The sequence below is a fragment of the Parvibaculum sedimenti genome (genome assembly GCF_009184905.1).
GTDB lineage: Bacteria > Pseudomonadota > Alphaproteobacteria > Parvibaculales > Parvibaculaceae > Parvibaculum > Parvibaculum sedimenti.
In genome coordinates this window covers 117392-141562 of the sequence record NZ_WESC01000007.1, presented here as the reverse complement: position 1 = coordinate 141562, position 24171 = coordinate 117392, and the positions used below count along the sequence as shown (strand labels likewise).

Annotated in this window: 23 protein-coding genes; 8 read left to right on the top strand and 15 right to left on the bottom strand. The window is 63.2% G+C overall.

Annotated features, from left to right (window positions below):
- Position 1: 1 nt before the first annotated feature.
- Both F2P47_RS09355 and F2P47_RS17695 read left to right on the top strand, forming a co-directional pair.
- On the top strand, positions 2 to 1372 hold the full coding sequence (locus F2P47_RS09355; protein WP_152216088.1) for a PleD family two-component system response regulator: 1371 nt from the start codon (positions 2 to 4) through the stop codon (positions 1370 to 1372).
- Positions 1373 to 1396: 24 nt separating this feature from the next.
- Positions 1397 to 1555, top strand: a complete 159-nt coding sequence (locus F2P47_RS17695; RefSeq protein ID WP_185681045.1) for a hypothetical protein — start codon at positions 1397 to 1399, stop codon at positions 1553 to 1555.
- A gap of 306 nt (positions 1556 to 1861) precedes the next feature.
- Here the strand turns inward: F2P47_RS17695 and rpmG are convergent, their stop codons facing one another.
- The 5 genes from rpmG to F2P47_RS09330 form a co-directional block, all read right to left on the bottom strand.
- Positions 1862 to 2029 carry a 50S ribosomal protein L33 gene (rpmG, locus tag F2P47_RS09350; RefSeq protein ID WP_152216087.1) on the bottom strand — a complete coding sequence of 56 codons (168 nt, stop codon included), beginning with the start codon at positions 2027 to 2029 and terminating at the stop codon, positions 1862 to 1864.
- A gap of 135 nt (positions 2030 to 2164) precedes the next feature.
- The gene (locus F2P47_RS09345) at positions 2165 to 3355 is read right to left on the bottom strand and encodes an MFS transporter (RefSeq protein WP_152216086.1); all 1191 of its coding nucleotides are present in this window, start codon (positions 3353 to 3355) and stop codon (positions 2165 to 2167) included.
- 142 nt (positions 3356 to 3497) lie between these two features.
- Complete coding sequence (locus F2P47_RS09340; RefSeq protein ID WP_152216085.1) at positions 3498 to 4148, bottom strand: NUDIX hydrolase; 651 nt, start codon at positions 4146 to 4148, stop codon at positions 3498 to 3500.
- Entirely contained in the window at positions 4148 to 4915 is a 768-nt protein-coding gene (locus F2P47_RS09335) for an NUDIX hydrolase (protein ID WP_152216084.1), read from the bottom strand. The genes F2P47_RS09340 and F2P47_RS09335 overlap by 1 nt, the downstream gene beginning before the upstream one ends.
- A gap of 34 nt (positions 4916 to 4949) precedes the next feature.
- Positions 4950 to 5969 (bottom strand): LysR family transcriptional regulator, encoded by a 1020-nt coding sequence (locus tag F2P47_RS09330; RefSeq protein ID WP_152216083.1) that lies wholly within the window; start codon positions 5967 to 5969, stop codon positions 4950 to 4952.
- A gap of 104 nt (positions 5970 to 6073) precedes the next feature.
- Here F2P47_RS09330 and F2P47_RS09325 point away from each other — a divergent pair, with 104 nt between their 5' ends.
- Complete coding sequence (locus tag F2P47_RS09325; protein ID WP_152216082.1) at positions 6074 to 7324, top strand: NADH:flavin oxidoreductase/NADH oxidase family protein; 1251 nt, start codon at positions 6074 to 6076, stop codon at positions 7322 to 7324.
- A gap of 5 nt (positions 7325 to 7329) precedes the next feature.
- A complete protein-coding gene (locus F2P47_RS09320) occupies positions 7330 to 7758 on the top strand; it encodes a VOC family protein (RefSeq protein ID WP_152216081.1) in 429 nt (142 codons plus the stop codon).
- Positions 7759 to 7787: 29 nt separating this feature from the next.
- Here the strand turns inward: F2P47_RS09320 and F2P47_RS09315 are convergent, their stop codons facing one another.
- From F2P47_RS09315 to topA, 3 genes are all read right to left on the bottom strand, one after another.
- The gene (locus F2P47_RS09315; RefSeq protein WP_152216080.1) at positions 7788 to 8213 is read right to left on the bottom strand and encodes a DUF983 domain-containing protein; all 426 of its coding nucleotides are present in this window, start codon (positions 8211 to 8213) and stop codon (positions 7788 to 7790) included.
- Between the two features lie 92 nt (positions 8214 to 8305).
- Positions 8306 to 10711: a ribonuclease R gene (gene rnr, locus F2P47_RS09310; RefSeq protein WP_152216079.1), complete on the bottom strand. Its 2406-nt coding sequence runs from the start codon at positions 10709 to 10711 to the stop codon at positions 8306 to 8308.
- A 153-nt stretch (positions 10712 to 10864) separates the two neighbouring features.
- Entirely contained in the window at positions 10865 to 13564 is a 2700-nt protein-coding gene (topA, locus tag F2P47_RS09305; RefSeq protein WP_152216078.1) for a type I DNA topoisomerase, read from the bottom strand.
- 361 nt (positions 13565 to 13925) lie between these two features.
- Here topA and F2P47_RS09300 point away from each other — a divergent pair, with 361 nt between their 5' ends.
- Positions 13926 to 14198: a hypothetical protein gene (locus F2P47_RS09300; protein WP_152216077.1), complete on the top strand. Its 273-nt coding sequence runs from the start codon at positions 13926 to 13928 to the stop codon at positions 14196 to 14198.
- Positions 14199 to 14201: 3 nt separating this feature from the next.
- On the opposite strand, the gene dprA is transcribed toward F2P47_RS09300, so the two are convergent.
- From dprA to F2P47_RS09280, 4 genes are read right to left on the bottom strand one after another with little or no spacing between them, the layout of a single operon-like run.
- A complete protein-coding gene (dprA, locus tag F2P47_RS09295; protein ID WP_152216076.1) occupies positions 14202 to 15323 on the bottom strand; it encodes a DNA-processing protein DprA in 1122 nt (373 codons plus the stop codon).
- Positions 15324 to 15334: 11 nt separating this feature from the next.
- The gene (gene plsY / locus F2P47_RS09290) at positions 15335 to 15961 is read right to left on the bottom strand and encodes a glycerol-3-phosphate 1-O-acyltransferase PlsY (protein ID WP_152216075.1); all 627 of its coding nucleotides are present in this window, start codon (positions 15959 to 15961) and stop codon (positions 15335 to 15337) included.
- A 2-nt stretch (positions 15962 to 15963) separates the two neighbouring features.
- Positions 15964 to 17262 carry a dihydroorotase gene (gene pyrC / locus F2P47_RS09285; RefSeq protein WP_152216074.1) on the bottom strand — a complete coding sequence of 433 codons (1299 nt, stop codon included), beginning with the start codon at positions 17260 to 17262 and terminating at the stop codon, positions 15964 to 15966.
- A complete protein-coding gene (locus F2P47_RS09280; RefSeq protein WP_152216073.1) occupies positions 17259 to 18227 on the bottom strand; it encodes an aspartate carbamoyltransferase catalytic subunit in 969 nt (322 codons plus the stop codon). Before F2P47_RS09280 ends, pyrC begins: the two co-directional genes overlap by 4 nt.
- A 124-nt stretch (positions 18228 to 18351) precedes the next feature.
- Between F2P47_RS09280 and F2P47_RS09275 the strand changes: the two genes are divergently transcribed.
- Together F2P47_RS09275 and F2P47_RS09270 are read left to right on the top strand one after the other, a co-directional pair.
- The gene (locus tag F2P47_RS09275) at positions 18352 to 20028 is read left to right on the top strand and encodes an isovaleryl-CoA dehydrogenase (protein ID WP_152216072.1); all 1677 of its coding nucleotides are present in this window, start codon (positions 18352 to 18354) and stop codon (positions 20026 to 20028) included.
- Positions 20029 to 20056: 28 nt separating this feature from the next.
- Positions 20057 to 20512 (top strand): hypothetical protein, encoded by a 456-nt coding sequence (locus F2P47_RS09270; RefSeq protein ID WP_152216071.1) that lies wholly within the window; start codon positions 20057 to 20059, stop codon positions 20510 to 20512.
- 316 nt (positions 20513 to 20828) lie between these two features.
- Here the strand turns inward: F2P47_RS09270 and F2P47_RS09265 are convergent, their stop codons facing one another.
- The 3 genes from F2P47_RS09265 to ruvX form a co-directional block, all read right to left on the bottom strand.
- Positions 20829 to 21743: an AEC family transporter gene (locus tag F2P47_RS09265; protein ID WP_152216070.1), complete on the bottom strand. Its 915-nt coding sequence runs from the start codon at positions 21741 to 21743 to the stop codon at positions 20829 to 20831.
- Between the two features lie 97 nt (positions 21744 to 21840).
- A complete protein-coding gene (locus F2P47_RS09260; RefSeq protein WP_185681044.1) occupies positions 21841 to 23127 on the bottom strand; it encodes an MFS transporter in 1287 nt (428 codons plus the stop codon).
- Between the two features lie 38 nt (positions 23128 to 23165).
- Positions 23166 to 23573, bottom strand: a complete 408-nt coding sequence (gene ruvX, locus F2P47_RS09255) for a Holliday junction resolvase RuvX (protein WP_246176823.1) — start codon at positions 23571 to 23573, stop codon at positions 23166 to 23168.
- A 309-nt stretch (positions 23574 to 23882) separates the two neighbouring features.
- Here ruvX and gatC point away from each other — a divergent pair, with 309 nt between their 5' ends.
- The gene (gene gatC, locus F2P47_RS09250; RefSeq protein WP_152216067.1) at positions 23883 to 24170 is read left to right on the top strand and encodes an Asp-tRNA(Asn)/Glu-tRNA(Gln) amidotransferase subunit GatC; all 288 of its coding nucleotides are present in this window, start codon (positions 23883 to 23885) and stop codon (positions 24168 to 24170) included.
- Position 24171: the final 1 nt, after the last annotated feature.

Genomic DNA, 24171 nt, shown 5'->3' with positions numbered 1-24171 from the left:
CGTGACCGCGCGCGTACTCATCGTCGACGACGTTCCCGCAAATCTGAAGCTGCTCGACGCGAAGTTGACGGCTGAATATTTCGATGTGCTCAAGGCCTCATGCGGGCCCGAGGCGATCGAGGTCGCGACCGCCCAGCAGCCCGACATCATCCTGCTCGACGTGATGATGCCCGGCATGGACGGTTTCGAGGTGTGCCGCAGGCTCAAGGCCGCGCCCCAGACCGAGCATATTCCCATCATCATGGTGACCGCGCTCGACCAGCCGCGCGACCGCGTGCAGGGTCTCGAAGCGGGCGCCGACGATTTCCTGACCAAGCCCGTCAACGATCTGGCGCTGTTTGCCCGCGTGAAGAGCCTTGTTCGCCTCAAGATGGTGACGGACGAGCTGCGCATGCGCGAGGCCACCGGGCAGCGCATCGGCGCTTTTATCGGCACCAGCACCGAAAAGATGCTCATGGTTGAGCCGGGCCGCGCCCTCGTTCTCGACGATCGCCCGACATCGCTGAAGCGGATGAGCGAGGCACTTTCGATCGAACATACGGTCACTGTCACCGAAACGCCGGAAGAGATGCTGCAGCTCGCCAGCGTCGGCGATTTCGATCTGTTGATCGTCAGCCTGACGTTGCAGGAATTCGACGGGTTGCGCCTCTGCTCGCAGCTCCGCTCGCTCGAGGCGACGCGCCAGACGCCGATTCTCGCCATCGTGGAGGAGGGCGACATGACGCGCCTCGTCCGCGCGCTCGACATGGGCGTGAACGACTATCTGCTGCGGCCGGTGGATCGCAACGAGCTGGTGGCCCGCTGCCGCACGCAGCTTCGCCGCAAGCGCTATCAGGATTATCTGCGCGACAAGTTCCAGCGGGGGCTCGAACTGGCGATCACGGACGGCCTCACGGGCCTCTACAATCGCCGCTACATGGAGAGCCATCTCGACTCGCTGGTCGATGAGGGCATCCAGTCCGGCAAGCCCGTCTCGCTGCTCATCTTCGACATCGACTTCTTCAAGTCGGTCAACGACACCTATGGTCATGCGGCCGGCGACGCGGTGCTGAAGGAATTTGCGCAGCGCATCCAGCAGAATGTCCGCGGCGTCGATCTGGCCTGCCGCCTCGGCGGCGAGGAGTTCGTGGTCGTCATGCCGGACACCGACATGTCCTACGCCTTCATGGTCGGTGAGCGGCTCCGGCAAAAGGTGGCCGAGGTCCCGTTCCGTGTCGAACCCACCGTCACGCTCAACGTGACCGTGAGCATCGGCATCGCCGTGACCGAGAAGGGCACCGACAAGGCGCAGGATCTTCTGGTCCGGGCCGACACCGCGCTTTATCGCGCCAAGCGCGATGGGCGAAATCGCGTGGTTGCGGAAGCGGCCTGAATATTTTTCCTTCTGATCAATGCTTTGAAGGCAGTTGTTGAAGCAATGCTGCACCTGATTGGTGCGCGGGAGTTGCTTGCCCGCTGCTTCATCGAAGAGATCATTAACCACGTTTCTTCATGGTTAATCATTGAATTGAGGGTGTTCGCTGCCATCCGGCTTTATTTGAATGCCCCGGAATGATACGCTCAATTTTAATCGAATACGTTTCGCTGCCGCGCTGGTTTCCCTAGCTGGGGGGTGAAGGAAACCGGGTCCGATGGCAGCGATGTGTGTCCTCGCGGGGCGCTCAGGTCCGCCGCATCTCCTGGGTCCGTGGGGCACGGCCGGTCGGAACGTGGCAGTGGAGTGGCCTCCTCTGTTAAGCCATGAAATTTCCGGCCGGCCACTTTTCGCGCTTCTGCGCCGCCGTCACGGCAAACGAAAAGGCCGGTCCAATGGACCGGCCTTTTTGCTTCATAAGGCGACGGGAGCAAGTCCCATCAAGCCTTATTTGATCTTTGTTTCCTTGAACTCGACGTGCTTGCGCGCGATCGGGTCGTACTTTTTGATCACGAACTTCTCGGTCATCGTGCGCGAGTTCTTCTTCGTCACGTAGAAGTAACCCGTGTCCGCGGTGCTCTCGAGTTTGATCTTGATGGAAGCCGGCTTCGCCATGGCGCGAAATCCTTGAATTGGGCGGGTCGGCCTGAGGCGCCCGCGAGGGTTCGTCTCGCCATCGGTGGGATGTGCGGATTGCGCCGGAGACTACTCGCCACGGGCGTCAAGTCAAGCCGTCCGTTGAGTTTCCCCTCAACCGGCGGTCGGGTCGTCCTTTACCATTTGCCAGCGCCACAGGGCCAAAAGCATGTATCCGAGGCCAAAAACGGCCATTGAGGCCGGGAGTCCGTGGGGAACCCAGGCCTGCATGGCAGCGCCGCCGATGGGCGGGCCCATCAGTGCGCCGATGCTGTAGCACATGACGAAGGCCGAATTGGCGGCGGCGAGGTCGGGCCCATGGAATCGCTGGCCGAGAAGCGTCAGCCCCACGGAATAGAGGCCGGTCACCATACCCCCGAAAACGAAGATCGCCGGAAAGACGAGCAAGGTGCCCGCAACGAGCGGGAGCAAGGCAATGATTCCCCCGGCCAGTCCGCCGCAGATGGCGAGCAGCAGGCGGCGGTTCATCCGGTCGGCCAGAATGCCGAGAGGGATCTGGCAGAGAATGTTGCCCGCCGCGAAGGCAGTGAGCACCAGCGCCGCCACCCGCGGCGTGAGACCGATCTTGACCCCGTAGATGGGCAGGAGGTTCATCACGCCCTGTTCGACCGCGCCGAAGACGAGGGCGGCGAGCGTTGCCGTCGGTGCGACTGTCAGGAAGGCCGCGAAGGAGCGGCTGGGCGCGTGGCCCTCGCCGCCGGGAGCCGTGTTGCCCGCCATGAGCACCGGAACGCAGGCCATGAGCGCGAGGCCCGCGATGAGGCCGAAGGGCAAGAAGCCCTCAGACCCCGCGAGGAAGAGCACCACTGGACCGGCGGCGAAGCCAATGGCCAGCACCGCGCCATAGATGCCCATGATGCGGCCGCGCGTCTTCTCATCGGCCAGCGCGTTGATCCAGATCTCGCTGATGACGAAGGCGATGGTAATGGCAGCACCATTGATCGCGCGTAGCGGGAACCAGGCCCAGTAGTTGGGGACCAGGTAGCATCCGATCATCGCCCCGGCGGAGAGAATGAGGCTCACCACGACAAGCCGGTTAGCAGGCACATGCTGCATCAGCTTCGGAATGAAGGGCGTGGCGATGAGCCCCGCGAGCGACGGAATGGCCGAGTTGAGCCCGATCATCGCCGGCGGCACGCCCTGACTGGCCAGAACCAGCGCGAGGAAGGGCATGGAGGCACCGAGGCAGGCGCCAACGACCGTGAGGCAGGCAATGGCGGCGGCAATGCCGCGGCGGCGCTCAGCGGATGTGAGGTGGGAGGAAAAGCTTATCTGAGAGGTCATGCGTCATCGTCAGTTTCGCTGCGCAGGAAAGCGCACGGATGACGGCCCTTGATGTTGTGACTGCATCGTCTGTCGGGATGCCGGTGCAGTCTAGCCGGGGGGAAGCGAAGTTTCCAGCCGCCCGCGATTCTGTGCCGCAGGTTCAGGGGCGCCTGAGCGGTTGTCCGTTGCGGTAGCTGTAGAGCGGAACGCGGTCCGTTCCTCCGTTTCGACGCTGCGCAACCTCGTGCAACACGAATTCAGTGACGTCGATGATCGGAAGCTTCAGTGCTTCCGACAGCGGATACCAGTCGAGATCTTCGAGTTCGCCGCTGCCGGCGAGCGTTCCTTCGAGGGCGGAGGCCGAGGCCGTAAAGAAACGGGCATGGAAGCGGATGGGGCTTCCCACCGGTGTGATCGCGCGGGCAAGCGCCGAGAGTGCGTCGAGGCGCGGCGCGATCCCGCATTCGCGAAAATGCGCCCAGCTTTGTGCGGCCTCCGCTCCCACTTCGCCTGGCGCGGCGAGAAGGAGGCCGGTCTCTTCAAATGTCTCGCGGATCGCGGCCATGGCGAGCGCGCGCGCCTTTGGTCCGAAGTTCACGGCAGCGGGAAGTTCGGTCGCGGGGCGCGCGATGAAGTCGTCGGGATCGAGTTTGCCTCCCGGAAAGACGAAGGCATCGGGAACGAAAGCCATGCGGGCATGTCTGCGTCCCATCAGGATGCGCGGCTCATCGCCCTGATCATCGACGAGGACGAGGCTTGCCGCATCGCGCGGACGGATGCTGCGCGGGCGCAGGGGAACTTCGCTGGTCATCAGCCCTCCAGCGTATCGCGGACGGCTTCGCCTCTGCGGAAATGGATGAAGGGCACAGGCCGCGTGCGCTGGGCGGCAGCGCTCTGGCGCAGACGTTCGTCAATCTCCGCAAGCACGACGCGCGTGATGTTCGGCAGGTCGAGTTCTTCGGCTTCCTTGATGCCGATCCAGTGCAGGCCCTGCAATTCACCAGAGCCTGCAACATTTGCCGGATCGCCATGAATATGTTCGGCATCCGCGATGAAGAAGCGCGTGTCGAAGCGGCGTGTGCGATAGGGCGGCGTGATGGCACGGGCGACGAATTCCAGCGCGCCGAGCGCGGGCGACACGCCGACCGAGAAATAGGCGTTCCAGTCCTTGTGCTTGCTTGTCTGACGCGTGCCGATCGAGCGGCCGACCGCGAGCCCCGTTTCCTCGAATGTTTCGCGGATCGCGGCGAGTGCGAGCGCACGGGCGCGATTTTCCGAAGGCGTGCCGCGCATGCGCGAGAGGAGAAGCCGCGCGACTTCGGGGCGCAGATCCTCGACCGGACGAATGCGGCTATCGGCCGGATCGACGCGCCCGCCGGGGAAGACGAACTTGTTCGGCATGAATTTATGATTGGCGTGGCGCTGACCCATCAGCACACGAGGGCTCGCGCCATCATTGCGCACCAGGATCAGCGTCGCCGCGTCGCGCGGCCGTACGGCGCGCCCTGCGCTGCCGTCGCGATATTCCTGGTCGCGCGATTGTTTTGGGTCGAACGCGCCCGTCTGTCCCTCTGCCATGTTTCCGTCCCGGTTTCTTGAATATCGTTTCCCGTCAGGATGCCCGCCCGGCTCCTGCCTGTCCAGCAAGGGGGGTAATCCAGGGGTCGCCTTCTGCAGTGGCACCCTGCACATGCCCGGAAAGATCCATCGAGCCGATCCCAAGCTCGTTGAGACAGGCGTCGAGCCGCCGCAGCATCGTGGTGCAATAGTCCGCAAGGGCGGTAACGCGGTGCGGCCTCTGGCGACTCGGCGGCATTACGATCTGGAGATCAACATCCGCCGCGCAATAGGGTGCGAGTATGGCTTCGAGATGCCCCGCCTTGATGTCGTCGGCCACATCCCACGCCGATTTCAGAACGACGCCCTTGCCTTCAATGGCCCAGTCGCGAAGAAGGCCGCCGTCATTCGCGTCGCGGTCGCCCGTCACCTTCACGGTTGTTGCCGCTCCATCGACGAGGAAGGGCCAGAGATCGAAGCGACCGCCGCCGCGATAGAGCGTCATGCAGTTGAGCGCACGGAGATCATCGGGCTTTTGTGGGCGGCCCACGCGGTCGAGATAGGCCGGGGCGGCGACGGGCAGACGTCTGTTCGACGATATGCGCCGGATTCGCAGGGCGCTGTCGGGTAGTCGCCCGTAGCGAATGGCGATGTCGATCCCGTTTTCATTGAGATCGAGCATCGTGTCGGAGAATAATAGGCTCACGGACAATCTTGGATTGTCGCGCATATAAGCGTCCATCGCCGGGGCGACGTAGCGCCGTCCGAGGTCGATCGGCGCGGAGATGCGCACCTGGCCCTTGAGCGCGCCCTGGTCGCCGGAGAGGAGCCCTCTGAGGTCGTCCATCTCGGCGAGCACGCGCTTTGCCGTTCGGTAGAACTGGTCGCCGGCTTCGGTGAGCTGCAACCGCCGCGTCGAGCGGCGCAGCAATTGAGCCTCGGCGGATTTTTCCAACGCAGCAAGGCGGAGCGAGACGGCACCTTGCGACAGGCCGAGTTCACGCGCCGCCGCTGTCAGCGAGCCGCGTTCGACGATCAGAATGAATAGCTGTAAATCCGCGAAGCGGTCGATCATTCATTAAATATACAAATGAATGTGTTTTATGTCAGCCTATTTTTAAGAGGAAGGATGTATGCGATCTCCACAGGACCGTCACCGCAACAGATCGGAACCGGCCCATGATCCCGACCCTTTCCACGCCCCTGAATCTTCCCTCTGGTACGACGCTGCCGAACCGCATCATCAAGGCCGCCATGAGCGAAGGCATAGCCGACGCGCATAACGACGCGACGCCGCGCCTCGAAACGCTTTATCGCCGCTGGGCGCAGAGCGGCGCGGGCATGCTCCTTACCGGCAATGTTCAGGTCGATCGTCATCACCTGGAACGGCCGGGCAATGTCGTTCTCGACGCCGAGACGGACCTTGCCGCGCTCCGCGCCTTCGCGAAGGCGGGGACCTGCGCCGGCAATCATTTGTGGATGCAGTTGAGCCATACGGGCCGTCAGGTCGATGAGAAGATCAATGCGGCGCCGCTGGCGCCCTCCGAAGTCGAACTCGATGTGGCACGCGGCGCAGGCTATTCCTTCGCAAAGCCGCGCGCGATGACGGAGGCGGATATTCTTCACGTCATCGGGCAATTCGCCTATGCCGCGAAGATGGCGCGTGAGACGGGGTTCACGGGCGTCCAACTCCATGCTGCGCATGGCTATGTCCTGTCGCAGTTTCTCAGCCCACTGACTAATCGCAGAACCGATGCCTGGGGCGGTTCGCTTGAAAGCCGCGCACGCTTTCTGCTGGAGACGATCGCAGCCGTGCGGAAAGCGGTCGGTCCGGATTTTCCGGTCTCGATCAAGCTCAACTCGTCCGACTTTCAGAAGGGGGCTTTCACCAATGCCGAATGCATCGAACTCGTCGGCTGGCTCAACGAAAGCTCGCTCGATCTGCTCGAACTCTCCGGCGGCAGCCTTGAGCAGCCCAAGGTCGTCGGCGTCAGCCTGAAGGACGAGGGCGAGGATGCGCGTCCCGAAAGCATGAAGAAGCGCGAGGCCTATTTCCTCGACTATGCGGCGAGCGTCCGTGCCGCCGCGAAGATGCCGGTCATGGTGACGGGCGGTTTCCGCACGGTCTCGGTTATGGAGGATGCGCTGGCGAATGGCGATCTCGACGCAGTGGGCATCGGCCGTCCAATGATCGCCGACCCCGAATTGCCGAAGCGCATCCTGAGCGGTGAAGTCACCCGCGCGCCGACGCCAGAGGACAGGATCAACCTTTTCCATCTGCTGGGCTGGAACAACGCTCAACTCGAGTGCCTTGCGGAAGGCCTGGATCCCGACCTTGGCCTCGACGGAGAAGCCGCCGCCGCTCTCTTCAAAACACGCGAGGAGAAGGTCTTTGCGGATCTCCTGAGCTATCAGCGCCGGGTCGCCTGACGCCCATGTCGATCCGCAAGCTCGCGCATTATTCGATCCGGACGCAGGATCTTGCCGCGTCGGAGAAGTTCTATACGGAGGTGATGGGATTTCGGGTCGGCTATCGGCCCGGTTTTCCTTTCCCTGGTCTCTGGCTCTATGAGGACGCCGACGAGAGCGATTACGGGATCGTGCACATCATCGGCGTTGACCCGGAGGAAGCCTCCGGCCTTGTGGATTATCTCGGCGATCGGGCGGGCGGCGATGGCACGGGCGCTCTCGATCACATCGCCTTTCTCGCGAGGCACTGGCGCGAGATGCGCGGACGTCTGCACCGGATGGCCGTTCCCTATGTCGAGAGAACGGTGCCGATACTCGGTCTGCTTCAAGTTTTCCTGAGGGACCCGTCGGGGGTCACCATCGAACTGAATTATCCCGCGTCCGAAGCCAGCTGACTGGCGGCATAGCGGGCCCCGTCGCGGGATCAGTCGTGGACTTCGCCGCCGAAGCCGTGCATGCGCTGGGCCCATTGCAGGCCGACCACGGCGCCCTTGATGCGCGGGAGCAGAAGGAGCGAGAGCGCGGCGGTGAGGAGGGGCCAGACGGTCATCTGGATCCACACCGGCGGCGCATATTCGAGTTCGACCGCAAGGATGATCGGCACGACGATGTGGCCGACGATCAACATGGTGAAATAGGGAGGCGCGTCGTCGGCACGGTGGTGATAGAGGGCCTCACCGCAATGCGGGCACTCGTCCGCGACCTTGAGGAAGGCGCGAAAGATATGACCTTTGCCGCAGTTCGGGCAGCGCTCAAGGAAGCCGCGCCAGATGGAGCGGCCAAAAGCGCGCGGTGCAAGCCGGACAGGCTCGTAGATCGTGGGCTGGTCGATATCCAATACGGAGCTCATTCTGACCCTGGGTATGTGGCAAAAGTGCTACCGCAGATTTGTCGCATTCCAGAGAAGATTGAATGCGTCAGGTTGACGCGTGTTGATCCCGATCAATGTTTTGTGGACCGGTTCTTGCTGGTTCGCGCCGCTTTCGGCTTTCCGCGCGGCTTCATGCCACGGGGCTTGCCGCCGGCCTTCGCCTTTACGCCGGGGCGGCCTTGGCTTCGCTTAAAGCCCTGACGTCCGGCGGGTTTTCCCTCCGAACCACCTTCGACGATGTCGAAGCGCAATCCGCCGGTGACGGGAACCGCTTCGGCGAGCCGAACGCGGACCTGCTCGCCCAGACGATAGGTCAGGCCGGAGCGTTCGCCGATCAGCGCGTGGCCTGATTCGTCGTGATGGAAGAATTCCGTACCAAGATTGCCGATGGGGATGAGGCCGTCCGCGCCGGTTTCTTCGAGCTTCACGAAGAGGCCGAAGCGCGTGACGCCGGAAATGCGGCCGGGAAATTCCGCGCCGATGCGATCGGCGAGGAAGGCGGCGATGAAACGATCCGTCGAGTCGCGCTCCGCAAGCATGGAGCGCCGCTCCGTACCGGAGATGTGCTCGGCGATTTCCGCCAACGCGCCCAATTCCTCTGCGCTTTGTCCGTCGCCGCCGAAGCGCAACGCCGAGACGAGCGCGCGATGGACGATAAGGTCCGCATAGCGGCGGATCGGCGATGTGAAATGGGCATAGCGCCGGAGGTTCAGACCGAAGTGGCCGATATTGTCGGGCGAGTAGACCGCCTGCGACTGCGAGCGAAGCACGACGGTCGAAACCATCTGGTCGAATTCGGTGCCGTCCACTTCGGCCAGGATGCGGTTGAAGTTCGCCGGTTTGACGAGCTGGCCCTTTGGAAAACTCAGATTGAGCGTTTGCAGGAACTCTGAAAGCGCCACGAGCTTCTCGCGGGAAGGCACGTCGTGAATGCGATAGACGAGCTTCGTCTGCTTTTGCTCGGCGGTTTCGGCAGCGCAGACATTGGCGAGGATCATGAACTCCTCGATGAGCTTCATCGACTCGTATTTGGCTGCGATGTTGATCGCAGCGACGCGACCTCGCTCGTCGAGCTTCGCCTTGTATTCCGGCAGATCGAGGTCGAGCGGTCCGCGCTTCTCGCGCGCGAGCGAAATCGTCTTGTAGGCGTCCCAGAGCGGGCGCAGCACTGTTTCGAGGATCGGGCCCGTCTTGTCGTCGGGCCTTCCGTCTATCGCCATCTGCATCTGGCGATAGGTGAGGCGGGCGGCGGAGCGCATGATGCCGCGCACAAACTCATGACTGCGCTTGTTGCCTTCGCTGTCGAAGACCATGCGCACGGCGAGACAGGCACGTTCTTCCTTTTCACGCAGCGAGCAGAGATCGTTTGAGATGCGCTCCGGCAGCATCGGCACGACGCGGTCGGGGAAATAGGTCGAGTTGCCGCGCTTCTTCGCTTCGCGGTCCATGGGCGAGCCGGGGCGCACATAGGCGGCGACATCGGCGATGGCGACGATGGCGACATAGCCGCCTTCGTTTTTCGGATCGGTGTCGAGCGCTGCCCAGACGGCGTCGTCATGATCGCGCGCATCTTCGGGGTCGATGGTGACGAGCGGAATGTCGCGCAGATCGGTGCGGCCTTCCGGGCCCGCGGGCTTCGCGGCTTCGGCTTCCGTGATGACGTTGTCGGGGAAGCGGTCGGGAATGCCATGCGTGTGAATGGCGATGAGGCTGATAGACTTCGGATCGTCGCTGCGGCCGAAGACCTCGCGCACACGGGCGCGGAGAAGCCCGTAGCGCTTGCCCGGCACGGTTTCGGCGAGAACGAGGTCGCCATCCTTCGCGTTGCCGGTATCGTCGCGCGCGATCTCGTATTCGTTGCGCTCGCGCTTGTCGACCGGGACGAGCCGTCCACCCTCGGACCCGCTGCGGAAAAGGCCGAGCACACGCTCCGCGCCCTTGTCGAGGCGGCGCACGACACGCGCTTCGTAGTCGTAGATTTCGTTGACTTCGGTCGTGCGCGTCAGGCGCGCAAGTACACGGTCGCCGACGCCTGCCGGTGGCTCGGCCTCGCGATCCTTGACGTGATGCTTTTTTGTCTGGGGCGTGACGACAATCGAGGGCGGAGCGTCCGTGCCCTTCCAGTCGACGGGGCGCGCGACGAGTTCGCCGTCGGGATCGGTGTGGGTGATCTCGATGGCGGCGACGGACGGCAGCTCGCCAGCGCGATGAAGCTTGCGCTTCTCGCTCTTCACGAGGACGCCTTCCTCGGCCATCGCCTTCAGCATCTGCTTCAGCGGAATGCGGTCGGCGCCTTTGACGTTGAAGGCGCGGGCGATCTCGCGCTTGCCGATATTGCCGGTGGCGGAAGAAACGAATTCGAGGATTTGCTCTCGCGAGGGCAATCCATTCGAGCGCTCGCGTTTTTTGGGCGCGTCTTTTTTTAGCGCTGGTTTCGGCGCGGGCTTCTTTGAGGGCTTCTTCGGCTTATCGGTCATGTGGAATTCGCCCGGAATGCTGTGTGGTCCCGGGGCTCGTCCCCAGGCTCCATTCTCCTCGCCATCCGCCGCGCCGCCGAACGGGTCCCGGCGACGCGCGCCGGGACATTATCCAGTGCTTGGCCGGCCGGAGAAAGAGCGGCCGATAGAACGTCAGTCGGCCTGCTTGGCGGCGCGTGGCTTCGCCTTGGCGGCAGGCTTTTTCGCGGCAGGTTTCTTGGCTGCTGTCTTTTTCGGTGCGGCCTTTTTGGCAGCCGGCTTTTTGGCGGCGGGTTTCTTTGCCGCCGCTTTCTTCGCAGGCTTTTCTGCCGGTTCGGCCTTGGCCTTTTTTGCAGGGGCCTTCTTCGCGCCCTTGCCGGATTTCTCGGCAAGCAGGGCCACGATTTCTTCCATCGTCATGGCCTGCACGTTGGCTTCCTTCGGAAGCGTGGCGTTGGTGCGGCCATGCTTCACGTAAGGACCGTATTTGCCTTCCATGATGAGGATCGGCTTGCCGTCTTGCGGATGGGCACCCATGTCGCGCAGCGCTTTGCCCGCGCGCTCTTTTGCCTTGGCGGCCTTCTCGGCGAGAAGATCCACGGCGCGGTTGATGCCGATGGTGAAGACTTCTTCCGGCTCCTTCAGATTGGCATAGACGCCATCATGAAGAATGAAAGGACCGAAGCGGCCGAGCCCGGCGGTGATCGGAAGCCCCGTTTCGGGATGGATGCCCACTTCGCGCGGAAGGGAGAGAAGCTCGACGGCGCGTTCGAAGGTGATGTTGGCTGCGGAGGTGCCGCGCGGGATGCCCGCGCGTTTCGGCTTCTCGCCTTCTTCTTCGGCTTCGCCGAGCTGGATATAGGGACCGAAACGACCCGACTTCACGAGTACGGGCTTGCCGCTCTCGGGATCAACGCCGAGATTGCGGTCGCCCGTCGCGCCTTCCTCGCCATCGGCGCCGACGGTGAGCTGGCGCGTGAAGCGGCATTCGGGATAGTTCGAGCAGCCGACGAAGGCGCCGAACTTGCCGACCTTGAGCGAGAGGCGGCCATCGGCGCAGGAGGGGCATTTGCGTGGATCGGTGCCGTCGCCCTTGTCGGGGAAGACGTGCGGCCCGAGCACGTCATTCAGACGGTCGAGGACTTCGGTGATGCGAAGCTCCATCGCCTCGCCGACGGCGGCGGTGAAGTCCTTCCAGAAGTCGCGCAGCACGTCCTTCCAGTTCATCTCGCCGGCGGAAACCTTGTCGAGCTTCTCTTCGAGATCCGCCGTGAAGTCATATTCGACGTAGCGGTTGAAGAAGTTCTCAAGGAAGGCAGTGACGAGGCGGCCCTTGTCGTCCGGCACGAAGCGGCCCTTGTCCATATGGACATAGGTGCGGTCGCGCAGCGTCTGCAGCGTCGAGGCATAGGTCGAAGGGCGGCCGATGCCGAGCTCTTCCATGCGCTTGACGAGCGAGGCTTCGGTGAAGCGGGGCGGCGGCTCGGTGAAATGCTGGTCGGGCCGCACATCCTTGAGGCCGAGCTTGTCGCCGCGCGAAACCTTGGGCAGGCGTCCGCCGTCCTCGCCATCCTCCGCCTCGTCGCGGCTTTCCTGATAGAGACGCAGGAAGCCGTCAAACGTGATGACGGAGCCGGTTGCGCGAAGGCCGATCTGCTGCTCCTCGGCCTCGATCTCGATGGTCGTGCGTTCGAGTTGCACGCTCTCCATCTGGCTCGCGATGGTGCGGTTCCAGACGAGTTCATAGAGGCGGCGCTGATCTTCGTCGAGCGCGCGGGCAACATGTTTCGGCAGGCGCGAGAGATCGGTCGGGCGGATGGCTTCGTGGGCCTCCTGCGCGTTCTTCGCCTTGGTCTTGTAGATGCGCGCCGTGGACGGAAGATAGGCCTCACCGAATTCATTATTGATGACGGTGCGGGCCTGGGCGATCGCTTCGTCGGCGATCTGTACGCCGTCGGTTCGCATATAGGTGATGAGACCGGCGGTCTCGCCGTCGATCTCCACGCCTTCATAGAGGCGCTGTGCGATCTGCATGGTGCGGCTCGCGGAGAAGCCGAGCTTGCGCGAGGCCTCCTGCTGCAGTGTCGAGGTGGTGAAGGGGGGGTAGGGATTGCGCTTGGCGGGCTTGCTTTCGACCGACTTCACGGTGAAGCGCGACGACCTGATGCGCTTCACGATGTCGTCAGCGGTTTCCTTGTTCGGAATGTCGAACTTCTCGAGCTTCTTGCCGTCGAGATTGACAATGCGCGCGGTGAAGGGCGAACCCGAGCCGGTCTGAAAATCGGTCTCGATGGTCCAGTATTCCTGCGCGCGGAAAGCCTCGATCTCGAGTTCGCGGTCGCAGATCAAGCGAAGCGCGACAGACTGCACGCGGCCCGCCGAACGCGCGCCCGGCAGCTTCCGCCAGAGTACGGGCGAAAGCGTAAAGCCGACGAGATAGTCGAGGGCGCGGCGGGCGAGATAGGCGTCGATCAGTTCCTTGTCGAGCCCGCGCGGATGCTTCATCGCCTCCAGCACGGAATTCTTGGTGATGGCGTTGAAGACCACGCGCTCGACATCGACGCCCTGAAGCACCTTCTTCTTATTCAGGACTTCCAGCACATGCCAGGAAATCGCCTCGCCCTCGCGATCAGGGTCGGTTGCAAGGATGAGCTTGTCCGCGCCTTTGACGGCGGCGGCAATGTCGTTGAGGCGCTTCTGGCTCTTGGGGTCAACGTCCCATGCCATGGCGAAATCGTCGTCGGGCAGGACGGACCCGTCCTTCGAGGGCAGGTCGCGGACATGTCCGTATGATGCCAGGACCTTGAAGCCCTTGCCCAGATATTTGTTGATGGTTTTCGCCTTGGCCGGCGACTCAACAATAACAACGTCCATCGGGCGCACTCGTCTCCAATTCCGCGACCGCGCAGGGGATGGGGGCCGCCCCCATTGCCGTGGGCGGGCCAGATCGCCTGGTCACCGATGAAATGAGAAGGCGTGGAGTCACGCCGCCGCCGGCTCCATCGGCCGCAGGCAGAACATGGTGAAAAGGCGAGGTACTGTCAAATCCCGCAGAAAACTGCCAGAAAATGACACAACGCCCGGATGTCACGGCATTTTATATAACAAAAGATCTAAACACGAGCCGATGAGAAATATCTATTTCTCTGTTTGGATACTCGTGCATATAATCCAAAAGGCGTATGTCAATGGGGTTGGTTATCTGGCTTGAAGGCCAGGCAGGGGAGTGTGAGCGATGCGGAATGCGACGAGTGGCGTCGGCCTGGAGCGGAGCTTCCAACCAGCATCGGCATTGGCGGGGGCAGTCGAAGCGGCCCCCCGGTCCGGCGAGATGGAGGAAGAGGATGTCGCGGCCTATCTCTTTGACCTTCTCGTCGGGGCGAGGCGGCTTGCAACCTCGCGCCGGCAGCGGTTTCTCGCCTATCTGATCGGCATGGCGCTGGAGGAAGCGCGGCTCCTTACCATGGGCCGCTCGGCGGCTGACGGATCGCGCAAGGCGCGGCCCTGAGGCTCAGATATCGCCTTCGGGCAATAGGCTGACGCGGTCTCCCGGATCGCGGTGGAGGCGGCCAGCGAGGTCGAGCTCCAGCAGCACCATGCGAATGACGGGCACGCTCGCGCCCGTCATTCGCAGGATTTCATCGACAGGCGTGGGCGTCGGCCCGAGCGCGGAAAGGACTCGCTTGCGCGTCGCGGCGTCGGGCTCTGGCGCAGTTCCGCCTGCGGAGTCGAAGCGATCTGGCGCGGGTTCCGAGAAGGGGAGCATCGGCGCCTGAGCGAGCGCGGCTATGATGTCGTCGGCTGATTCCACCAGCGCTGCGCCATCCTTGATGAGGCTGTTGGAACCGCGCGCCCGTGGATCGAGCGGCGATCCCGGCACGGCGAACACATCGCGGCCTTGCTCAAGTGCGAAGCGCGCCGTGATGAGCGAGCCCGAACGCATGGCGGCTTCGACCACGACGACCGCCAGCGAGAGCCCGGAGATGAGCCGGTTGCGGCGTGGGAAGTGGCGAGCCTGGGGGCGCGTGCCCGGCGGCATTTCGCTGATCAATGCGCCGCGTTCCGCGATTTCGAGTTGGAGCGCGCGGTTTTCTTCCGGGTAGACCACATCGAGGCCGCCTGCGACGACGCCGATCGTGCCGGTGTCGAGCGATGCCTTGTGCGCGGCGGCATCAATGCCGCGCGCGAGGCCGGAGACCGTGGTGTAACCGCGCTGGCCGAGATCGCGGGCGATGGTGCTGGCGAGCTTCGCGCCTGCCGCCGAGGCATTGCGCGAACCGACGAGAGCGATGGCGGGGCGCTCGGCGAGATGGAGCGAGCCGAGGACCGATATGACGGGCGGGGCGGGGTCCACGGCGGCGAGGCGGCGCGGAAAATCGGACTCGCCGAAAACGATCAGGCGCGCGCCAAGCTTTTCGGTCGCGGCGATTTCGCGTTCGGCTTCGGCGCGGCTCGGAATACGCGGCGCGGATTTCCGCCCGCCACGCGCGGCGAGCGAAGGCAGCGCGTCAAGTGCTTCGACGGCATTTGGAAAATGCTGGAGCAGATCTCGGAATGTGACGGGGCCGACGGTGTCGCTACGCGCAAGACGCAGCCTCGCCAGACGTTCCGCCGCGGAGAGCGGAGCGCTCATACGGGCTAGCCTCAGGACTTCTTGGAACCGATGCGGGACTCGGTGCCCGAAAGCAACCGACCGATATTGCCGCGATGGGCGACAAAGATCAGGATAGCCAGAAAAATGCTCAGGGGAAGGATGGAGTTCTGCCCAAGGAGGAAAAGATAGGCGGGCGTGAGCGCCACCGCGACGAGGGTGGCGAGAGACGAGTAGCGGAAAATGACGGCGATCAGCAGCCATGTCGCGCCGAAGAGAAGGACAACAGGCCAGTAGAGCGCGAGGTTGATGCCGATGAAGGTCGAGAAGCCCTTGCCCCCCTTGAACTTCAGCCAGATGGGGAAGAGATGGCCGACGACGGCGCCTGCGCCCGCGAATAGCGACAATGCTGGCGCGATGGCTTCCGGCGCGAACTGACGCGCCAGCAGCACGGCGGCGGCGCCTTTGCCCGCATCGCAGAGAAAGGTGGCGCCCGCGACCCACTTATTGCCGGTGCGCAGCGCGTTGGTCGCGCCGATATTGCCGGAGCCGATATCGCGGATGTCGCCGAGCCCAGCCATTCGTGTGAAGATCAATCCGAACGGGATTGATCCAAGAAGATAGCCGACGGCCAGCGCCGCCAGAACCCAGGGCGCTGCCGTGTTCAATGCCTCGATCATGATTAGTGTCCCCCGTCCCCGTGAATATAGACCGTGCGTCCGCCGACCATGGTGCGCAGCGCGCGGCCCTGAACGCGGCGATCCTCGAAAGGCGTGTTCTTGGATGTCGAGCGCAGCCTGGCGGATTCTACGACCCAGGGCATCCCCATGTCGATGAGGACGAGATCGGCGGGAAGACCGGCAGCCAGACGACCGGTCTGGAGGCCGAGAAGGTCTGCGGGCGCGAAGGTCAGCGCACCGAGAAGGCGGGTGAGCGGCACGTCGCCATCATGAACGAGGGCGAGGCTCGCGGGCAGGAGCGTTTCGAGACCGATGGCTCCGAAGGAAGCCTCCGCGAAGGGATGGCGCTTCGCGTCCGCGTCCTGCGGATTGTGGCCCGAGACGATGACGTCGATGGTGCCATCGGCGACACCGGCAACGAGCGCCTTGCGGTCTTCCTCCGAACGGAGCGGTGGCGAGACCTTGAAGAAGGTGCGGTAGCCGCGAATGTCGTTCTCGTTGAGCGCGAGATGCGCGGCGGAGACGCCGCAGGTGACGTTGAGCCCGTTATGGCGCGCGCGCCGGATGATCTCGACGGAAGCCGCGCAGGAAACCTGCGCGACGTGATAACGACCGCCGGTCGTTTCGAGAAGGCGCAGATCGCGCTCGATCATGATGGTTTCGGCAATCGCCGGAATACCGGAAAGGCCGAGACGGCTGGCAAGCTCGCTATCGTTCATCACGCCGGTCGCAAGCTCGGGCACTTCGGCATGCTGGACGATGAGCGCACCGAAAAGGCCCGCATAAGACATGGCGCGGCGCATGACCTGCGCGTTGGCCACGGCGCGGTCGCCATCGGTGAAGGCGACGGCGCCGGCTTCCTTGAGGAGGCCGATCTCGGTCATCTCGGCACCGGCAAGGCCCTTGGTCAGCGCCGCCATCGGATGGATATGCACGATGCCGGTGTCGCGGGCGCGGCGCTCGATGAAATCGACAAGCGCGACATCGTCGATCACGGGATGCGTGTTCGGCATGACGATGAGCGTGGTGACGCCACCAGCGGCGGCGGCAAGGCTCGCGGTGCGCAGTGTTTCACGATGTTCTGCGCCGGGTTCGCCGGTGAAGACGCGGCAATCGATGAGACCGGGAGACAGAATGTGCCCGCGGCAATCGACGATCTCCGCACCGTCTGGAATGCCGTCGCTGAAAAGGTCGGGGCCGAGATCGGCGATCTTGCCGTCGGCGACGAGCAGGTTGCCCTTTACGTCGAGGCCGGAGGCCGGATCGACCAGTCGCGCATTGATGAAGGCTGTGCGGCTCATATGCGCAACTCGTTCGGCAGATTGCGGGCAAGCGCATCGAGAACCGCCATGCGGACCGCAACGCCCATCTCGACCTGCTCGCGGATAACGCTGCGGTTGATGTCGTCGGCAACGGCGCTGTCGATCTCGACGCCGCGATTCATCGGGCCGGGATGCATGACCAGCGCGTCGGGCTTCGCATGGCCGAGCTTTTCGTAGTCGAGGCCGAAATAGTGGAAGTACTCGCGCTGCGAGGGCACGTAGGAACCCGACATGCGTTCGAGCTGGAGGCGCAGCATCATTACAATGTCGCAGCCTTCGAGACCCTTTCGCATGTCGTGGAAAACCTCGACGCCGAAACGGTCAATACCCCTGGGCAGAAGCGTGGGCGGCGCGATGACGCGGACGCGCGCGCCCATGGCGCCGAGAAGCAGGATGTTCGAACGCGCGACGCGGCTATGCAGGATGTCGCCGCAGATCGCGACGGTGAGACCTTCGATGCGGCCCTTGCGGCGGCGGATGGTAAGCGCGTCGAGAAGCGCTTGCGTCGGATGCTCATGGGCACCGTCGCCCGCATTCACGACCGAGCAGGAGACTTTCTGCGACAGAAGCTCGACCGCGCCGGAAGAAGCATGGCGGATGATGATGAGGTCCGGGTGCATCGCGTTGAGCGTGACCGCGGTGTCGATCAGCGTCTCGCCCTTTTTGACCGAGGACGAGCCGACCGACATGTTCATGACATCGGCGCCGAGACGCTTGCCCGCCAGCTCGAAGGAGCTTTGCGTGCGCGTGGAGGCCTCGAAGAAGAGATTGATTTGTGTGCGACCGCGAAGGACGGAGCCCTTCTTGTCGACCTGGCGGTTCTGCTCGACATAGGTGTCGGCGAGGTCGAGAAGGGCTGTGATGTCGGCAGCAGAAAGCCCTTCGATCCCCAGCAGGTGCCGGTGTGGAAAGATCGGGGGGAGCTGTTTTTCCGCGCTGGTCATTAAAGCCGCATTGTATAGGGCCGATTCCGGAATGCGGCAAGTATCGAGGGGTGCGGCAAGTGAGTTATCCCCGTTTTCGGCGGCCATGCTAGGCTTCGGGCCGATCGGAAATGGAGGAATGCGTATGACCAGCCCCAGCAATTTTGCCACGCATGAGGTCTTCAACCAGCCGCCCGCGCTGGAAGGCTACAACCTCTTTACATCCGACCGTGTGCTCGCCGAAACGGTGGAGCGGGAGGGCGCGGGCGACGCCGCGGCCTCGCTGACGGCCTTCGGCGCGAAGCTCGGGACGGCGGAGGTGATCGACCTTGGGCGTCAGGCCAATACCTATCTGCCGGTGCTGAAGAGCTTCGACCGTTTCGGCCATCGCACCGACAGGGTGGAGTTCCATCCTTCCTATCATCAGCTCATGGCGCTGTCGGTGGAGCAGGGGCTTCAGGGATCGCCCTGGGAGCATCTGCTGACGGGTGGGCAGCCGCAGCCCGGCGCGGTGGTGGCGCGGCTGGCGGGCACCTACATGATGACCCAGATCGAGGCGGGGCACGGCTGTCCGATCACCATGACCAATGCGGCGGTGCCGGCGCTGCTCTTCCAGCATGACCTTGCCAAGGAATGGGTGCCGCGCATCCTGTCGCGGAAATATGACGGACGCTTCATTCCGGCAAAGGAGAAAACCGGCGTCACCTTCGGCATGGGCATGACGGAGAAGCAGGGCGGCACGGATGTGCGCGCGAATACGACGGTCGCCGAACCTGTGGGCGCGGGCGGGCCGGGCGCGGAATATCGCGTTACAGGCCACAAGTGGTTTTTCTCCGCGCCCATGTGCGACGCGTTTCTCGTGCTCGCGCAGGCGCCGGGTGGACTCTCGTGCTTCCTGATGCCGCGTTTCACGCCGGATGGAGAGGTCAATCCGATCCGTATACAGAGGTTGAAGGAGAAGGTGGGTAACCGCTCCAACGCCTCGTCGGAAGTGGAGTTTCAGGCGGCGAGCGCATGGCTCATCGGCGAGGAAGGGCGCGGCGTTCGCAACATCATTGAAATGGCGACCTATACGCGGCTCGACTGCGCGGTGGCGACGGCGGGCATGATGCGTCAGGCGGTGGCGCAGGCGGTGCATCATTGCAGTTATCGCACCGTGTTCCAGAAGAAGCTGATCGACCAGCCCCTGATGGCGAATGTGCTGGCCGATCTCGCGCTCGAAACGGAAGCGGCGACGGCGCTGTCATTCCGCGTGGCGCGGAGCTTCGACCGTGCGGAGAGCAACGAGCAGGAAGCGGCCTTCCGCCGCATCATGACGCCGGTAGCGAAATACTGGGTCTGCAAGCGCGCGCCGAACCTTGCCTATGAGGCCATGGAGTGTCTGGGCGGCAACGGTTATGTCGAGGAAGGGATTGCGGGCCGCATCTATCGCGAGATGCCGGTCAATGCGATCTGGGAAGGCTCCGGCAATGTCATGTGCCTTGATGTGCTCAGGGCGCTGTCGCGCGAGCCCGATGCGCTGAACGTGGTGATCGACGAGCTCGAAACCTCGCGCGGCGCAAACCGCGCCTTTGACGGCGCGCTCGATGCGCTGAAGGATGCGTTCACGGATCTCGCGGGACTGGAAGGCCGCTCACGCCAGATCGTCGAGATGATGGCGAAGCTCGAAGCCGGCGCGATCCTGATCCGCCATGCGCCGGAATATGTGTCGGACGCTTATTGCGCGACGCGGCTCGGCCGCGACTGGGGCGATATTTACGGGACGCTTCCCGCGGGTGTCGATCAGCGCGCGATTTTGGAGCGGGCACGAGTGGTGCGGTGAGGACTGCAAGAATAGTGGGAGGAACATAATGGGTTCTGATACGCTGCCTCATTGGGTACTTTGGATGCAGGCTTTGGCCACGCCAACCATTGCCGTAATAGGTTCATGGGTGGCTTGGCAACAGATGAGAATTTCGTCAAGGAGGCTTGATTTCGATCTTTATGATCGGAGGTTTGCAGTTTTTGTGGCCGCGCGGACGCTTATTGGAGAGGTGGTTTCGAAGGTGGAAGTTTCAATTGAGGCGATGAGGACATTCAATTTAGGCGTTGAGGATGCTCCATTTCTTTTAGACGAGAAGACAAATTTGTATCTTACAGAATTGCGCAAGCAGGCGGCTGCAGTTCAAAGCTTCAAAGATATGGTACGGTATCAGCGGCAATATAGCGAAGCGCTACAGTGGTTTGGGCAGCAGGTGGACGGCCAGATATTGCAGTCGAAGTTTCTTCCAACGCTATCCTTCGCTCAAAGAAAGCGAAGCTGCTAAAAGACTTATCCCCGTTCTAAATTTCGTCCGGGTAAAGACGACCTATTGACGAGCGTGACGCTGCTTCCCATTTATTCGTAATCTTCAGAAGTGCGTCCATTCAGCTTCGTCATCCCGGCCTCGAGCCGGGATCCATCTTTGCTGCGTTGTTTGAAGGGAAGATGGATGCCGGATCGGGTCCGGCATGACGGTTGGTGGGGATGCTCATTACACATATGTCGTCCCGACACTTGTTGCGGGCCCCATGGGCGCCGCGTCATGTCGGGCGGTCTTTGGGTTCCGGGGCTAGTCCCGGGATGACAGCATTGGTTTGCGATTACCCGAACACCCACAGCATCAACGGCATTGTGACGATTGCGAGCACCGTGCCGCCGGTGATGAGGCTCGACATCAGTTCCATATGACCGCCCAGTTGGCGCGCGAGGACGTAGGACGACGTTGCTCCGGGGACGGCGGCGCAGATGAGGACGACGAGACGGGGGAGGCCGGTGACGCCGAAGAGGAAGCAGAAGCCCATCATCATCGCGGGCATGAGGAGGAGCTTCAGGGCGCTCGTATAGAGCACGGTCCATTTCGCCTCGAAGACATGGCCGATGCGAAGCCCGGCGCCGACGGCGATGAGGCCGAGCGTCAGCGAGGCGTCCCCGATGATCTTCGCGGTGACGGCGAGGGGGCCGGGCAGGCCGATGCCCGTCGCGTTGAGGAAGATGCCGGCAGCGCAGGCGAGGATGAGCGGATTCTTCGCGAGTAGCTTCGCGAGTTCCAACGGCTCCGCACGGCGATTGAGGGCGTAGCGCGTCAGCACCGTTACCGAGAGAATGTTCGCCAGCGGCACCAGCACGGCGACCGAGACGGCGGCCATGGTGACGCCCTGCTTGCCATAGAGCGAAGCGATGGAGGCCAGCGCGACGAAGCTGTTCCAGCGGGCGGCGGCCTGGAACATGCTCGAAAATTCGGGGCCGGAGACCGGCAGGAGGCGCTTGGAGAGCATCAGCACGCCGACCATCGCGAACATGCCGCAGGCGAGCGCGAAGGCCATGGGCCAGATGTCGAAGCTGCGCAGGTCGGCGGTCGCCAGCGTGTTCAGCAGCAGGGCCGGGAACAGCACATAGTAGTTGAGCTGGTCGAGGGGCAGCCAGATACCCTCGCCGGGAAAGCCCTTGCGCCGGATCACGAAGCCGAGCGCGATGACGAGGAAGATGGGAACGAGCGAGTTCAGAATGGCGAGCATGGTGGGATCGTTTCCTCACTCCGCCTTGTTTTTATGAATGTGCGGCGGCGCTTCTTTCTTCTAGCCGATTTCACACCTGGCTCAAGGTGTTTGCGCTTCAAAGGAACGGCTTGGGCGCGGTGTCGACATCGAGCTCGACCTCGGGAGAAATCTCGTCGAGCGAGCGGCGCGCGGTCTCGGGCAGGAAGAAGATGACCGGGATGATGGCCAGCGGCGCAAGCGCCAGAAGGATGATGACCGAAAGCGCATGCGATCCGACCAAGGCGTAGAGCGCGCTTTCGGCGGCGAGGCCCGCAATGCCCGAGACGGTGTTGATGACGCCGCGCGCGGCCGAGGAGGTCGAGCGATAGGAGGTCGGGAAGAGTTCGCTGCCCATGGCCGACAGCGTGACCTCGGAGGCGAAATAGAAGAAGAGGCAGCCGATCCAGCTTGCGACGAGAAACGTCGGGTCGTTGGTCAGGTAGAAGGCGAGGAAGAGCCCGACGACGAGGGGGATGCAAATGCAGAGCACGAGACGCCGGCCCGCGAAGTCCCCGATGCGGCCTGCGGTGAAGAAGCCGAGGATCGAGAGCGCGCCGCCGAAGAATTGCAGATAGCCGACCTGAGCCGGCGAGAAGCCATGCGTCTCCTGCAGGAACTTCGAGATGAAGGCGAAGGCCGCTGAAATGCCAAAGGCGTAGGGCGCAGTGGTGCCGACCAGCGCGACGAAGCGGCCCGGATAGGCGCGGGCGAGGGAGACGATGGGCCTCAGGTGGTCGCGGAAGCTCTGTGTCGCGCCGCGCGACGCCTTGAGTTCGGAAAAGCGCGCCGTCTCCTTGAGGCTGCGCCGCGCCAGCATGATGACGATGAGGCCAAGGCCGCCGATCAGGTAGAAGTCGCGCCAGCCATGCGGCAGCGCGCCGATCTGTCCATAGAGCAGCGATGAGAGGCCATAGCCGAGCGTACCGAGCGCCGCGAGGCGGGCAAGCGCCCAGCCGCGCAGATGCGGCGCGATCTCTTCCGCGATGATCACATAGCAGATCATTTCCTCGGCATAGGAGAAGCACCGGGCGAAGGTCTGCAGCACGAGATATTGCGGCGCGTTCTGGGCGAAGGCGCTCAGCACCGTCGACAGCGTCATGCCGATGACGGTGAAAAGGAGCAGCTTCCGGCGGCCGACGACATCGGCCATGAAGGCAAGCGGGAAGGCGAGCAGCACGCCGAAGCGGATGATGCCGGTATAGAGGCCGAGGTTTTCTTCCGGGATATGGAGCGAGGCCTGTATCTGCGGCAGGGCGAGGGCGAAGATGCCGAGATCGTAATTGTTGATGAGGAGGGAACTGCCGACGAGAAGGAGCAGCAGGCGTTGCTCGCGCGGAAGCTTCTGAACGGCAGTGTCGGTCAATTCGTATCCCCCCAGTGGACGGCGCTCCGCCGATGCGGTTACAAACTCCGCATCCGTTCCAGCGCCCCCTGGAGGATGTAGGCAGCGGCCATCTTGTCGACAACCTCGGCGCGGCGCGCACGGCTCGTATCGGCTTCGAGCAACGTCCTGGTGACGGCGGCGGTGGAGAGGCGCTCATCCCAGAAGGCAAGTGGCAAGGGTGAGAGCTTTTCGAAATTGCGGACGAAGGCGCGGGCCGACTGGGCGGAGGGGCCCTCCGAGCCGTCCATGTTGAGGGGAAGGCCCACGACGAGACCGCCGACGCCGTGTTGGGCGATGAGTTCGAGCATGCGGTTGGCGTCCGCCGTGAACTTCACGCGCCTGATCGTCTCCAGCGGCGTTGCCACGGTCAGCGACAGGTCGGAGAGGGCGAGGCCGATGGTTTTTGAGCCCAGATCGACCCCCATCAGCCTTTCGCCGCGCTTCAGGGCGGATTTCAACTCGCCCGGCGTCTTCAGATTGTCGCTCAACGGCGCTCCATTCACAGAAATCGCTTATTTGTCAGGAAGATAGGGGGTGAGGCGAAAGTGCGCAACGATATCCCCACAAACCTCCCATATCTCCCTATATCTCCCTATATAGGGTGGCGGCGGCGTTGCCCCCGACGCTCCGGCTTTGTTATGTTGCCCGCATCGAATCCTCTCCAATACGGGGTCGGCAGCCAAGGGTGCCCGGAACGGGCGGCCCTTCTCCGAACCACAACCAAAGGCAGGCTTATGTCGGTCGATCAGAACACGGTCCGGCACATTGCCCGGCTTGCGCGGATCGCAGTCCGGGACGATGAGCTTTCGGCTCTCGCAGGCGAACTCAACTCCATCCTCGACTGGGTGGAGCAACTCGGCGAGGTCGACACCAATGGTGTCGAGCCGATGACGAGCGCCGTCGCCGTGACCATGAAGATGCGCGACGACGTCGTGACCTCGGGCAACCTCCAGAAGGAAGTCACGGAGAACGCGCCCGGTTCCGAAGACGGCTTCTATGTCGTGCCGAGGGTGGTGGAGTAAA